Consider the following 13,404-nt stretch of genomic DNA (forward strand, 5'->3'; position numbering starts at 1 on the left):
GCCCATGGACGTATCTCAGATTTTAGACCCCCTCAACGACGCCCAGCGCGAAGCAGTAGCTGCCGCGCCCGGCAATCAATTGGTTCTGGCCGGTGCCGGCTCGGGCAAGACTCGGGTGTTGGTACACCGCATCGCCTGGCTGATGCAGGTGGAGGGCGCCTCGCCCTACTCCATTATGGCGGTAACCTTTACCAACAAGGCGGCCCGCGAGATGCGCGCCCGTATCGAAGAGCTGCTGGGGGTGAACACTTTTGGCATGTGGGTGGGCACCTTCCACGGCCTGGCTCACCGCCTGCTCAAGGCTCACTGGCAAGAAGCCAAGTTGCCGCAGAACTTCCAGATCCTGGATTCCGACGACCAGCTTCGCCTAATCAAGCGGGTACAGGCAGATCTGGGTCTGGATGATAAAAAGTGGTCACCGCGTGAAACCCAGTGGTGGATTGGCGCGCAGAAAGATGAAGGCCTGCGCCCGCAATATATCAATGCCGGCGCCGATCCCTGGTTGCAGACCATGGTGCGAATCTACTTCGCCTATGAAGAGGCCTGTCAGCGCGGTGGATTGGTGGATTTCGGCGAGCTGCTGTTGCGCGCCCACGAGCTCTGGCTGAATAACGATGCTATTCTGGCCCACTACCGCCGGCGCTTCCCCCATATCCTGGTGGATGAGTTCCAGGACACCAACACGATTCAATATGCCTGGTTGCGCTTACTTGCCGGTGAGCAGTGCCATATCACCGCCGTGGGTGACGATGACCAGTCTATCTACGGTTGGCGCGGTGCTAAGATCGAGAATATCCAGCACTTTTCCACAGACTTACGAGAAGTGCAGACGGTGCGACTGGAGCAGAACTACAGATCCACCTCCACCATTCTGAACGCGGCTAATGCGGTGATCGCTAATAACAGTGGTCGCTTGGGTAAGGAGTTGTGGACCAAGGGTGAAGAGGGTGAGCCCATCGCCGTCTACGCGGCCTACAACGAACAGGATGAATCGCGCTTTATTGTCGAACGTATCAATGACTGGGTGCGCGACGGCAATCGCCGCGACAGCATCGCCATCCTCTACCGCTCCAATGCCCAATCCCGGGTACTTGAAGAGGGGCTTTTGCGCGAGCAGGTTCCCTACCGTATCTATGGCGGCCAGCGCTTCTACGAGCGCCTGGAAATCAAGAATGCCCTGTCTTATTTACGCCTGATTACCAACCGCGATGATGACACTGCGTTTGAACGGGTGGTGAATACACCCACCCGTGGCATCGGTGCGCGCACTGTAGAGATGGTGCGCTCTTATGCCCGGGAGCAGGGTTGCTCCCTGTGGCAGGCGGCCAAGCTGATGTTGCAGCAACGGGTATTGGCTGCTCGCGCCGGCAATGCCCTGCAGAGTTTCCTGGACCTGATTAACCAGCTGGCAGCGAATGCAGAAGATAAAGAGTTGGATGCTATTGCTGAGGATGTGATCGAAAACAGCGATTTGTTGGAGTTTCACGGCAAAGAGAAAGGCGAGAAAGGCCAAACACGGGTGGAGAACTTGCAGGAACTGGTCACTGCCTGTCGCGGCTTTACCGGTGCAGGCCTGCCCGAGGGAGAGGAAGAAGAGGAGGAAATCCCGCTTCTTAACCAGTTTCTCGACAGCGCTGCCCTTGATGCGGGTGAAGGTCAGGCGGATGAGTTTGAGGATGCCGTCCAGCTGATGACCCTGCACTCCGCCAAAGGCTTGGAGTTTCCCCTGGTATTTATGGCGGGTGTGGAGGAAAACCTGTTCCCCCACAAGATGTCGGCGCAGGAGCCCGGCCGCATGGAGGAGGAGAGACGCCTCTGCTACGTGGGTATCACCCGCGCCATGCGCAAGCTATACATTACCTACGCGGAAAACCGGCGTCTGTTTGGCAGCGAAACCTATAACAGCCCTTCCCGCTTTATCGGCGAAATTCCACCTAATTTGGTGCAAGAAGTGCGCCTGAAGACCGAAATTTCCCGTCCTCTCTATCAGGCGGACTACGGCAAGGTAGGCCAGTTTTCCGACCCGGCGCCAGACTTTGATGATTTGCCCCCGCTGGTCCTGGGCGGGCGAGTGGACCACGCCAAGTTTGGTGAAGGAACTGTCATTGAGTTTGAGGGAACGGGTCCTCGAATGCGGGTGCTGGTTAATTTTGACGATGTTGGCGACAAGAGGCTGATACTTTCGATGGCCAAGTTGCAGCCGCTTTAAGTGATGGCTTGAGCTGGCACTAAGCATTAAATACTGAGTGCCGGAGCATGTCGGTACTGAGAGGCATGCAGAATTGAAAGTTAGATAGTGGTGAATGGATTCCAGCTATAGCGGGAATCCATCCAAAATACCAGGGTCAGATCACAGAGGACTTCCCCTGAAGACCTAAGTTGGCGACCAAAGCGTCTGCCGATAATTTGTACAATACAAAAATAACGATAAATTAGTAGCAATGAAAAAACTCAATTGGTACCCGGCTATCATTCTCGGGCTCTTAGCCCTGCTCGCCATAACCTTCGCCGCCCTGGTAGCTTCCCGTGCAGAAATGGGCCCTGCCCAGCACTTTTCCGCAGAGGGCAATAAAGAGCTGTTCGAGTGGAAATTAGTTACTACCTGGCCCAAGAATTTCCCTGGCCTCGGCAGTGCGCCGGAGCGTTTTGCCAAGAAAGTCGAGGCGATGTCAGCCGGGCGTCTCAGGTTCAAAGTGTACGGTGCCGGTGAATTGGTACCTGCCCTGGGCGTATTTGGTGCTGTATCGGAAGGCGCCGCGCAGATGGGACACGGTGCTGCCTATTACTGGAAAGGCAAGGTGCCTGCAGCCCAGTTTTTTACTGCGGTGCCTTTTGGCTTGAATGCCCAGGAAATGAATGGCTGGTTGCATCACGGCGGTGGTCTCGAACTCTGGGAAGAGATCTACGAGCCCTTTAACCTGATTCCACTTGCGGGGGGCTCCACCGGCGTGCAGATGGCGGGCTGGTTTAACAAACCGATTGAGTCGGTGAAGGATTTAAAGGGCCTAAAGATGCGTATTCCCGGCCTGGGTGGTGAGGTTTTAAACCGCGCAGGCGGCACTGCGGTGACCATTCCCGGTGGAGAACTCTACACCGCCCTCCAGACTGGAGTGATCGATGCTACCGAATGGGTGGGGCCCTACAACGATCTCGCTTTTGGTTTCCACCAGGTCGCTGAGTATTACTACTACCCCGGGTGGCATGAGCCGGGCTCTATCCTGGAATTTATCGTTAATAAAAAGGCGTTCGAAAAACTGCCTGCTGATTTGCAGGAAATAGTGCGAGTCGCCGCCCGTGAAGCTAACCAGGATATGCTGGACGAATACACGGCACGCAATAACCGGGCCCTCAAGGAGCTGGTAGAAGAGCACGGGGTAAAAGTGGAGCGCTTGCCGGAGGATGTTCTGTCTCACCTGAAGAAGATCAACAACGAAATTATGCAGGAGACGGCGCAGCGGGACCCGGAGTTTGCCCGTGTTTACAAAGCCTTTAAGGAATTTGAACGGGATGTGAAGCCCTACCACGAGATCAGTGAAGAGGCTTACTACCAGGCGAGAGAGTTAAAGGAAGATTAGCGCCCAACTACTGGGCCGATGATATTGCCGGCTGTGTTGCTCTACAGCCGGCGAACTCGAAATCTACAATCAGGGCAGCGGCCTGGTGCGGCCGGCATCGTCGATCGCGACAAATACAAACTCACCCTCGGTAACCTTGACCTGCTCACCGGAATCCACCCGTGTCAGCCAAACCTCAACCATGGTACGAATTGAGGAGCGCCCTTCTTCAATGGCTTCCGCATAGCAGCTGACTGTTGAGCCAACCGGAACCGGGCGCAGGAAAACCATGCTGCCCACCGCAACAGTTGTGACACGGCCGCGCGCCATGGTTTGCGCGAGAATGGCGCCAGCGAGGTCCATCTGCGACATCAGCCAACCGGCAAAAACATCCCCCTGCGGATTGGTATCGCGGGGCATAGCCAGGGTTTGCAGGGTTAGCGTGCCTGTGGGTTGCGGATCTTCATCGAGAGCTGACAGTGCGGACATCGGGTACTCACAGATTGTTAGAGTTATTGGTTTCCACTACTGGAATGGTGGCGCATTCTAGCACAATTTGGCCAGTAATTGACCAGAATAAATTTCGGCCTTTAGTCGACCGCAGACGCGTTTTTGGCCGTTGGTGCCGCCTCTCAGTCTATGGACGGCTCCCACGTGTCGCAGATCACTATTGCTGAACCACCCCCGGCAACCAAGTGGCCAGGGCCGGCCAAATCGCCAGCAGGCAGAGCAGTAAAAGTTGAATGGCAATAAAAGGTGCTACCCCGCGATAGATGGCCGATGTGGCCACAGAACTGGGGGCCACCCCGCGCAGGTAAAAGAGGGCAAACCCAAAAGGAGGCGTTAGGAAAGAGGTTTGCAAATTGATGGCAATCATAATGCCGAGCCACACTGGATCGACGCCCATTGCCAGCAGTACCGGCCCCACAATTGGTACCACTACAAAGGTGATCTCGATAAAGTCGAGGATAAAGCCCAGCAGGAAGATTACCAGCATCACCAACAGGGTCGCGCCGATTACCCCTCCGGGCAAGCTGTGGAAAAATCCTGTCACCAATTCTTCACCGTTGTAACCGCGAAATACCAGAGAAAATAATGAAGCGCCAATCAATATGGCGAAAACCATTGCCGAGACCTGAAGTGTACTGCGGCCGATTTCCCCGGCGCGCTTAAAGCTTAGTGCTCCGCGACTGGATGCCAGTAACGCCGCCCCCAGTGCGCCGACGGCGGCCGCTTCTGTAGGGGTGGCAGCGCCAACGATGATTGATCCGAGCACAATCAGCATTAAGGCAATCGGGGGCAAAAGACTGCGAAGCAGCTGGGCCTTATCCACTTCTGGAGGCTCGCTGCTCTCTGTGGGTTTGGGGCGACGGGCGATAAATAATAGATAAATGATATAGGCGGCCACCAGCAGTAAGCCGGGAATAATTGCCCCTACAAACAGATCCCCTACGCTGACTGGCTTGGGATTGAAAATGCCCGCAGACAGTTGTGCCTGTTGATAGGCATTGGAGAGGGTGTCACCCAGTAGAACCAAGGCAATAGAGGGAGGGATAATTTGCCCGAGGGTACCGGTGGCGCAGATAGTGCCGGTGGCCAGTTTGGGGGAGTAGCCATTTTTTAGCATGGTGGGCAGTGACATCAACCCCATGGTGACTACAGTTGCACCGACAATACCAGTGCTGGCGGCGAGCAGCGCGCCCACTACTACCACGGAAATGGCGAGTCCTGAGGGAGCCCCCATAAAGGCTTTGCTCAGATTAACCAGCAAATCTTCGGCAATCTTGGCTCGCTCCAGTATTACCCCCATCAGCACAAATAGCGGAACGGCAACCAGAGTGCCGTTTTGCATAATGCCGTAGAGGCGATCGGGGAAGGCGCGCAGCAACTCAGCATCAAATACGCCATACACAATACCCAGGCCCGCTGATAGCAGGGCGGTACCCGCGAGGGTAAAAGCTACTGGGTAGCCGAACATAAGCAGAGCGCAGACGGCTGCAAACATCAGAAAGGGGATTAGCTCAATCACACTTCGGCCCCTTCTACCTGCTTCAGTACTGCTTTTGACGACGACATTGGAATGGATTGTTGTTGGGGCAGCATCAATTGCACCAGCGCGCGAATAAACTGAGCCAGCCCCGCCAGAGCCAAGGTGACCGCAGACAGAGGAATCAGGCTCTTCAGTAAAAATACCCCAGGCAGGCCGCCGGCGTTCGCACTGTCTTCAAAAACTGACCAGCTATTCAGTACAAAGTGCCAGCTGCTTACAAATAGAAAGACGCAAAGCGGTAAGAGGAATATCAGATAGCCAATTGCATTGATCCAGGCTTTGGCCCTGGCGCTCATCCTGCGGTAGAAGACATCCACTCGCACATGGGCATCGGTCTGCAACGCATAGGCCAGCCCCAGCATAAAGGCGGCACCGTGCAGGTAAATCACGGATTCCTGTAGGGCGATAGAACCGGTATTGAAGCCGTGGCGCATCACCACAACACAGCTTTGTAACAGAACCATGGCCCAGGTGAACCAGGACAGCAGTTGCCCGGTATGACTGGTCAGGCGCTCGAGTGCCTGCGCGCTGCACAGCAGAAAACGCATGGGGGCTTCTCTCTTTACATCTTATTGTTATTTATGTTGCTCGAAGGTTAACCCTTTGCCCGCTCTCATGCCAGCAGGGTAAAAATACAGCTGTAACCTTTTTGTAATCTTTTATTCATAGAATCGTCACCCGTTGTTCCTAGCATCGCCGCGTGAAATAAAAACACTCATCGGAGTTACACAATGAACAAGCAAATTCTGGCGACTTCTCTGGCAGCCCTGACCCTGGCAACTTCACAGGTTGCTATGGCAGCGCGCGATTACATTAGTGTTGTAGGTTCCTCTACTGTTTACCCGTTTACTACGACTGTGGCGGAGCGTTTTAGCCGCGCAACCCAGTTTAAAACTCCAGTCGTTGAGTCCACTGGTACTGGTGGTGGCATGAAGTTGTTCTGCCAGGGTGTTGGAGAAAGCACTGCGGATATCACCGGTGCCTCCCGTCGCATCAAGCAATCCGAATTGGAAATGTGTAACAGCAACGGTGTTGATGTTGTTGAAGTGCAAATCGGTTACGACGGCATCGTTCTTGCGAATGCTAAGAAAGCAGCTCCCTTTAAGCTGACTCGTAAGGACATCTTCCTGGCCCTGGCTAAGGAAGTACCTAACCCAGACGGTTCTGAAACTCTGGTAGCCAACCCCTACAAGACCTGGAAGGACGTAAACCCAGCTCTGCCCAACACCAAAATCGAAGTTTTGGGTCCGCCCCCCACTTCCGGTACTCGCGATGCTTTTGCCGAGCTGGCAATGGAAGGTGGCTGTAAGAAGTTTGGCTGGATCAAAGCCATGAAGAAAACAGACAAGAGCGCTTATAAAGCGATCTGTCACAACGTTCGCGAAGACGGTGCTTATGTTGAAGCCGGTGAGAACGACAACCTGATCGTGAACAAGCTGGTTGCCAACCCCAACGCCCTAGGTATCTTCGGCTTTAGTTTCCTCGACCAGAATGCTGACAAGGTACAGGGCTCCCTGATCGAAGATCAGGCCCCTACTTTCGACTCCATCGCTGACCAGAGCTACCCGGTTTCCCGTCCGCTGTTTATCTACGTTAAGAAGCAGCACGCTGACGTGGTTCCCGGTGTTAAGCAATTCCTGGCTGAATTCACCAATGAGCGCGCCTGGGGTGAAGATGGCTACCTGGCTGACAAAGGCATGATTCCTCTGCCCACCGAGGAGCGTCAAAAGATTGCTACTGATGTGCGCAAGCTGAACGCACTGAGTAATCTCGCAGCCAAGTAAAAAAATTCTGGAGTTGTACTGTCAAAGGGAATTGACGGCCAAGCTCGAAAGGGCTTGGCCGTTCTTTATAAGAAGACTCACAAATTGTCGCCCCCCCCTGTGATGGAGCGCGGGGATAAAGTCTGGATAATGCCAGCGACGATATTTTTAGTACGGTAATTCAATGCAAACCCCCACACTGTTCGCACTTTTGCTGCTCCTGATATTAGTGGCCTACGGCACTGGCTTTCGCCGTGCAGTGAACGCTGCTCGCAGTCTTGGCGGCGTTCGCAATCTGGCCGCCCTGCCCAGTTACTACGGATTACTCACCGCCCTTTGGTGTGGTTTGCCAGCACTGATATTACTCTGTGGCTGGTTGGTGTTTGACGATTCGATCATCCGTGCGATGGTCATGAATAGTATTGCCGATAAGCCGGAGAGCATCTCCGGGCAGAACCTTCTCTACGCGCAGATCCAGAATCTCGCGGCGGGCCACCTGATAGGTGAAAAGTCCCCACAATTGCAGAGTGCTGCGGACTACCTCAGTCAGTTGCGTTCCAGCTCTAATAATTTACAGGCCTTCCTGAGCTTGGTATTGGCCAGCGGCCTTGCCGCTTTCACACTGCTGCGCTTTTCTCCCAAGCTGCGCGCTCGCGAAAAAGTTGAAAAAGTGCTGCGCACGGTGCTGATTGCCTGTGCCAGCGCCGCGATTCTAACCACTGTCGGTATTTTGTTATCGGTATTGTTTGAATCCCTGCGCTTCTTCCAGTCCGTGCCGGTGAGTGAATTCCTGTTTGGATTGCACTGGAGCCCACAGATGGCCCTGCGCGCAGACCAGGTGGGATCGAGCGGTGCTTTTGGTGCTGTCCCGCTGTTTACCGGAACCCTGATGGTGTCCGCGATCGCCATGTTTGTGGCGGTACCTGTGGGATTGATGGCGGCTATTTATCTGGCGGAGTACGCCAGTAAGCGCGTGCGTTCCCTGGCCAAGCCAGTACTCGAAATTCTCGCCGGTGTACCCACCGTGGTATACGGCTTTTTTGCTGCCTTAACCGTTGCTCCATTTATTCGCGAGTTGGCCACCTCTATGGGCCTACAGGCCTCCAGTGAAAGCGCACTGGCCGCTGGCCTGGTGATGGGAATCATGATCATTCCCTTTGTTTCCTCTCTGTCCGATGACGTGATCAACGCGGTGCCCCAGTCCCTGCGCGATGGCGCCCTGGGTTTGGGTTCCACCCAGTCCGAGACGGTGCGCAAAGTTGTGATTCCTGCGGCACTACCCGGCATCGTCGGCGGTGTATTGTTGGCCGTTTCCCGCGCAATTGGTGAAACCATGATTGTGGTGATGGCTGCCGGGCTCGCGGCAAACCTCACCGCAAACCCGCTCGAATCGGTCACGACTGTGACGGTGCAGATAGTGACTCTGTTGGTTGGCGACCAGGAATTTGACAGTCCCAAGACCCTCGCCGCTTTTGCTTTGGGCCTGATGTTGTTTATCTCCACTTTGGTGCTGAACTTTATTGCCTTGCACGTAGTGAAAAAATACCGGGAGCAGTATGACTGATCTTACTCAGGCGCAGGTTCGCGAGCGCATAGAAAAAAGCCTCGCCAGCCGTCACCGCAAAGAAAAGCTGTTTCGTGGGTTGGGTATTGGCAGTATCGCCTTTGGTGTACTCGCTGTACTGATTTTGTTCACTGACATTATCAGCAAAGGCAGTGGTGCCTTTGTACAGACAGCTATCCAACTGGAGGTGCACTACGACGAACAGGTTCTGGGCATCGATAAGGTCGATGATGAAAGTCTGACCTGGGCAAACTTCACCGGTGTTATTCGCCAATCCCTGCGCGAACGCTTTCCCACTGTGACTGGTCGCAGTGACAAGCGCGAGCTCTACAGCCTGGTTTCCTCGGGAGCACCTTTTACCCTGCGCGATCGCTTAGCTGCGAATCCGGAACTGTTGGGTAAATCCGAGAAAGTCTGGCTGTCAGTCGATGACGATGTGGATACTTTCGTCAAAAGCCTGAAGGACTCCAAAGAGGGATTCCGTGGTCGTACCTCGGACCAGAAGGCCGGTTGGATTGAACAGCTGCTGGACAGCGGTGAACTGAAGAAGCGGTTCAATACCATCTTCTTTACCAATGGCGACTCCCGTGAACCAGAGCAGGCGGGCATCCGCGCAGCCTTGATGGGCTCCCTGTTTACCCTGTTGGTAACTCTCGCACTGTCATTCCCTATCGGTGTGGCGGCGGCGATTTACTTGGAAGAGTATGCGCCCAAAAACCGTTGGACCGATTTGATTGAGGTGAATATCAATAACCTCGCGGCAGTGCCTTCTATTGTTTTCGGTCTTTTGGGCCTGGCGATATTTATTAATTTCTTTGAGTTACCGCGTTCGGCACCCCTGGTAGGGGGCTTGGTACTGACATTGATGACCTTGCCCACGATTATTATTTCCAGCCGCGCGGCTTTGAAGGCGGTGCCACCCTCAATTCGCGAGGCGGCAATGGGTATGGGGGCTTCACGTATGCAGGTGGTTTTCCACCATGTGCTGCCCCTGGCGATGCCGGGTATGTTGACCGGCGCGATTATCGGTATGGCCCAGGCCCTCGGTGAGACGGCGCCCCTATTGATGATTGGTATGGTCGCTTTTATTGTCGACGTACCTGCTGGGGTAACCGACCCGGCCACCGTGCTGCCTGTGCAGATTTTCCTGTGGGCAGACAGCCCGGAGCGCGCCTTTGTCGAGCGCACCTCCGCAGCCATTATGGTGTTGCTGAGTGTGTTGATTGTGATGAATACCAGCGCGGTATTGCTGCGCAAGAAACTTGAGCGCCGCTGGTAACAGAGCGCGGATTATCAGAAAGCGGGATATTATATGAGTACCATGACCCTGGATGCCGCCAGCCAAACTGATGCGGCGCAATCCGATGTTGCGGGTAGGCAAATGATGAATGATCGGGCTGATGTTAGAGAAACAGTTGGCCAACCCTTCTGTGACACCGCCAAGTTGCGTATGCGCAATGTGAATGTTTTCTATGGTGAAACCCAGGCGATCCACTCGGTCGGCCTCGATATTGGAAAAAATGAAGTGGTTGCCATGATCGGCCCTTCCGGCTGTGGTAAGTCGACGTTTTTGCGTTGCCTCAACCGCATGAATGACACCATTGAAGGTTGTCGCGTCGAGGGCGAGTTAAGTCTGGATGGTGACCCCATCTATGGCCCCAAAGTGGATGTGGTACCCCTGCGCGCCCGCGTCGGTATGGTATTCCAGAAACCAAACCCTTTTCCCAAGTCCATATACGAGAATGTGGCCTACGGCCCAAAAATCCACGGCATTGCCAGCCGCCGTGCCGATCTGGATGAGATCGTAGAAAACAGCCTTCGCCGCGCCGGTCTGTGGAATGAGGTTAAAGATCGTTTGGACAAGCCGGGCACGGGTCTGTCCGGTGGTCAGCAGCAGCGTCTGTGTATCGCCCGCGCAATTGCGGTGAGTCCGGAAGTGATCCTGATGGATGAGCCCTGCTCTGCCCTGGACCCAATTGCGACGGCGCGAATCGAAGAGCTGATTGATGAGCTGCGCCAGAACTACACTATCGCAATCGTTACTCACTCGATGCAGCAGGCTGCGCGGGTGAGTCAGCGTACAGCTTACTTCCATTTGGGGCATTTGGTGGAAGTTAACGATACTGAAACGGTGTTCACCAACCCCGAGCACGAACTCACTGAAGCCTATATCACCGGCCGCTTCGGCTAAGGTTCCTGCTCGGAGGGAAAACTATGGAAATGCATTTCGATCAACATATCTCACGCCAATTTAATGAAGACCTGGAAAGCCTAAAGACAGAGATGCTGGAAATGGGCGGCATGGTCGCTCGCCAGGTTGCCGATGCGGTTGATGCCCTGGCTAATGCTGACAGTGAGTTGGCCGAGGAAGTGCTGCGTATTGAAGAAGTCATCGATAAGAGTGAGATGGCCCTGGATGAGCACGCCACGCTAATTATAGCCAAGCGCCAACCGGCGGCATCCGATCTCCGTATGGTGCTGTCTGTCATTCGAATTGCCCGCGACCTGGAGCGAATTGGAGATGAGGCGAGCAAGATTGCCAAGATGGCCATAGCGCTGACAGATGAAGGTACGTCGCCGCGCGGGTATACCGAAATCCGTCATATTGCCAATGCTGTGCGCAAAATGCTCAATGACGCCCTGGATGCCTATACTCGTTTCGATGTGCAGTCGGCTCTGCAAACTCTTGCTGAGGACCAGCAGGTTGATATGGATTACCGTACGGCCGTACGTGAACTGGTAACTTACATGATGGAGGACCCGCGCAGTATTTCCCGGGTCATTAATGTGTTGTGGACCCTGCGCTCACTGGAGCGGATCGGTGACCATGCGAAGAATATTTGTGAACAGGTTGTTTACTTGGTGGAGGGTGCTGATATCCGGCACGGGCACCAGGAAAATCTGCGCAAGTCCTAAAGGGATTTGCTAATTTAAAAAGGCCGCCTAGTGCGGCCTTTTTTTTTACGGAAAACTATTTGTTAGTCGTTAGGTAATACAGAGCATGAAATTTATCTTCGAGGTTCAACTACAAAATGGGTTTAAAGCTGAGGATTATGCCGATGCCTGGATGCGCGCTTCTGAGATTATCCAGCGCTCCCCGGGAGCGATGGGCACAGAGCTTCATCAAAAAATTGATGACCCCAATGTGTTGATAGCCATTGCTAGCTGGCGATGTAAAAAAGATCGGGATGCTATGCAAGCTGAGCACAGTAAAAAAATTGATGAAATCATTGCCAGTGTGGCCCCTTTTGTAAAAATTAATCTAATAGGGGAGTTTTATGACCCGCAATGGGTTGTAAATATTAATAGCGATTGATGTTAATCAATTCAACCTGAACACAGCCTGAATAAATATATGTTCGAATATTAAAATAAAACTTTTTATTTTATTCTTTTTAGCTGGAATTTATTTGTTTGGTGCATTACAGCCAATTACAGCGTTTGTTTTTTCTGGTTGATACGTTCTTTTATCGAAAAAAAATATTCGCTTTACCGCAAATTTGGCTCTAATTGCTTATCGTGTAATTTGCTGTTGTTGCGCACCAAAAAACTTTTGCTACAATCCGCAGCCCAATTTGGATCGCTACGTTAACGAAGGATTTATCAAATGAGATTCAAGCTTGCTGCTCTTCCCTTGATGCTTGTCGCCGCAACTGCAGGCGCTGAAGAATATAATTCTTTTACTAATGCTACATACTCTAATACCGAGTATGGTTATAAGGGGGATGGTTTTAATTTTAGCTCTGATGCAGATGATTTTGGTCTTGGAACTACTTACTATTTTGGTGGTAAAGAAACTCTTGGCCCCTTGAAAGAGTTCGAATATATCAACAAGGTGAGTAATGTTTCTGCTGGCTTCTCGCACTCTAACAGTGGTAGTTATGACTCTGATATTTTCGCGGTAAGTGGTGAATATTTTGCATCCAATGGGGTCGTTATCGGTGCCGGTATATATGACCTTTGGGAGTCTAATTTAGATTATCAGTCTATCGGATATCTCTTTTCTCCAGATTTTCTGGTTAAGTTGAACCATGTTGATAACGATAGTGATAATGAATTTTCGGTGGAAGCTCGCTATAACCACCAGTTGAACTCAACTGATTATGTTGGTTTTAATATTTATGTGGATGAGGAGTCTGACAATCGCGTCTTGTCCTCTAAGTATTTCGTTCACCTGAGTGGAGAGCAGTACCTGACTGCAGAGTTGGCTTACAATAGCATCAAGGAATATGATGATTTCTGGACGCTGAGTACTGAGTTTTTCTTCAATCAGTACACTTCTGTTGAGTTTGACTATAACGAACAAGAAGATTATAAGCTGGGTATGACTCACTTCTTTAACCGCAATATTGCTGTTGAAGCAGCTTATCTTTCTAACAATGATGTTAAGGGTGACCTTGATATCTATCAGTTGGGCTTAACTGTTCAATTGTAAGCTAGATTAAATAAAGGGCTATCATTGATAGCCCTTTA

Annotated in this window: 12 protein-coding genes; 9 read left to right on the forward strand and 3 right to left on the reverse strand. The window is 52.6% G+C overall.

The window, feature by feature from the left end:
• The first annotated feature begins 4 nt into the window (after positions 1-4).
• Positions 5-2,209 (forward strand): DNA helicase II, encoded by a 2,205-nt coding sequence (gene uvrD, locus ACJJIS_RS22070; RefSeq protein WP_475709096.1) that lies wholly within the window; start codon positions 5-7, stop codon positions 2,207-2,209.
• A 232-nt stretch (positions 2,210-2,441) separates the two neighbouring features.
• Positions 2,442-3,575: a TRAP transporter substrate-binding protein gene (locus ACJJIS_RS22075; protein WP_475709097.1), complete on the forward strand. Its 1,134-nt coding sequence runs from the start codon at positions 2,442-2,444 to the stop codon at positions 3,573-3,575.
• Positions 3,576-3,644: 69 nt separating this feature from the next.
• On the opposite strand, the gene ACJJIS_RS22080 is transcribed toward ACJJIS_RS22075, so the two are convergent.
• The 3 genes from ACJJIS_RS22080 to ACJJIS_RS22090 all read right to left on the reverse strand — a co-directional run bounded on the left by ACJJIS_RS22080 (position 3,645) and on the right by ACJJIS_RS22090 (position 6,152).
• On the reverse strand, positions 3,645-4,034 hold the full coding sequence (locus tag ACJJIS_RS22080; protein ID WP_108735392.1) for an acyl-CoA thioesterase: 390 nt from the start codon (positions 4,032-4,034) through the stop codon (positions 3,645-3,647).
• Between the two features lie 187 nt (positions 4,035-4,221).
• Entirely contained in the window at positions 4,222-5,583 is a 1,362-nt protein-coding gene (locus tag ACJJIS_RS22085) for a TRAP transporter large permease (protein WP_475709098.1), read from the reverse strand.
• Complete coding sequence (locus tag ACJJIS_RS22090; protein ID WP_475709099.1) at positions 5,580-6,152, reverse strand: TRAP transporter small permease subunit; 573 nt, start codon at positions 6,150-6,152, stop codon at positions 5,580-5,582. The genes ACJJIS_RS22085 and ACJJIS_RS22090 overlap by 4 nt, the downstream gene beginning before the upstream one ends.
• A gap of 183 nt (positions 6,153-6,335) precedes the next feature.
• Here ACJJIS_RS22090 and ACJJIS_RS22095 point away from each other — a divergent pair, with 183 nt between their 5' ends.
• The 7 genes from ACJJIS_RS22095 to ACJJIS_RS22125 all read left to right on the forward strand — a co-directional run bounded on the left by ACJJIS_RS22095 (position 6,336) and on the right by ACJJIS_RS22125 (position 13,366).
• Complete coding sequence (locus ACJJIS_RS22095; RefSeq protein ID WP_475709100.1) at positions 6,336-7,388, forward strand: PstS family phosphate ABC transporter substrate-binding protein; 1,053 nt, start codon at positions 6,336-6,338, stop codon at positions 7,386-7,388.
• 163 nt (positions 7,389-7,551) lie between these two features.
• Positions 7,552-8,931 (forward strand): phosphate ABC transporter permease subunit PstC, encoded by a 1,380-nt coding sequence (gene pstC, locus ACJJIS_RS22100; RefSeq protein WP_444918616.1) that lies wholly within the window; start codon positions 7,552-7,554, stop codon positions 8,929-8,931.
• On the forward strand, positions 8,924-10,210 hold the full coding sequence (pstA, locus tag ACJJIS_RS22105; RefSeq protein ID WP_282930609.1) for a phosphate ABC transporter permease PstA: 1,287 nt from the start codon (positions 8,924-8,926) through the stop codon (positions 10,208-10,210). The genes pstC and pstA overlap by 8 nt, the downstream gene beginning before the upstream one ends.
• 102 nt (positions 10,211-10,312) lie before the next feature.
• Positions 10,313-11,122, forward strand: a complete 810-nt coding sequence (gene pstB, locus ACJJIS_RS22110; protein ID WP_282934617.1) for a phosphate ABC transporter ATP-binding protein PstB — start codon at positions 10,313-10,315, stop codon at positions 11,120-11,122.
• Positions 11,123-11,145: 23 nt separating this feature from the next.
• The gene (gene phoU, locus ACJJIS_RS22115; protein ID WP_282930610.1) at positions 11,146-11,847 is read left to right on the forward strand and encodes a phosphate signaling complex protein PhoU; all 702 of its coding nucleotides are present in this window, start codon (positions 11,146-11,148) and stop codon (positions 11,845-11,847) included.
• Between the two features lie 85 nt (positions 11,848-11,932).
• On the forward strand, positions 11,933-12,247 hold the full coding sequence (locus ACJJIS_RS22120; protein ID WP_475709101.1) for an antibiotic biosynthesis monooxygenase family protein: 315 nt from the start codon (positions 11,933-11,935) through the stop codon (positions 12,245-12,247).
• Positions 12,248-12,538: 291 nt separating this feature from the next.
• Positions 12,539-13,366, forward strand: a complete 828-nt coding sequence (locus tag ACJJIS_RS22125) for a putative porin (protein ID WP_475709102.1) — start codon at positions 12,539-12,541, stop codon at positions 13,364-13,366.
• Positions 13,367-13,404 lie beyond the last annotated feature (38 nt).

The sequence above is a fragment of the Microbulbifer maximicatervae (SeqCode) genome, from assembly GCF_056231245.1.

Excerpts from the sequence above, each read along its gene's own strand:
- uvrD (WP_475709096.1), top strand. The coding sequence starts at position 5 with ATGGACGTATCTCAGATTTTAGACCCCCTCAACGACGCCCAGCGCGAA.
- ACJJIS_RS22075 (WP_475709097.1), top strand. The coding sequence starts at position 2,442 with ATGAAAAAACTCAATTGGTACCCGGCTATCATTCTCGGGCTCTTAGCC.
- ACJJIS_RS22090 (WP_475709099.1), bottom strand. The coding sequence starts at position 6,152 with ATGCGTTTTCTGCTGTGCAGCGCGCAGGCACTCGAGCGCCTGACCAGT.
- ACJJIS_RS22095 (WP_475709100.1), top strand. The coding sequence starts at position 6,336 with ATGAACAAGCAAATTCTGGCGACTTCTCTGGCAGCCCTGACCCTGGCA.
- pstC (WP_444918616.1), top strand. The coding sequence starts at position 7,552 with ATGCAAACCCCCACACTGTTCGCACTTTTGCTGCTCCTGATATTAGTG.
- pstA (WP_282930609.1), top strand. The coding sequence starts at position 8,924 with ATGACTGATCTTACTCAGGCGCAGGTTCGCGAGCGCATAGAAAAAAGC.
- pstB (WP_282934617.1), top strand. The coding sequence starts at position 10,313 with ATGATGAATGATCGGGCTGATGTTAGAGAAACAGTTGGCCAACCCTTC.
- phoU (WP_282930610.1), top strand. The coding sequence starts at position 11,146 with ATGGAAATGCATTTCGATCAACATATCTCACGCCAATTTAATGAAGAC.
- ACJJIS_RS22120 (WP_475709101.1), top strand. The coding sequence starts at position 11,933 with ATGAAATTTATCTTCGAGGTTCAACTACAAAATGGGTTTAAAGCTGAG.
- ACJJIS_RS22125 (WP_475709102.1), top strand. The coding sequence starts at position 12,539 with ATGAGATTCAAGCTTGCTGCTCTTCCCTTGATGCTTGTCGCCGCAACT.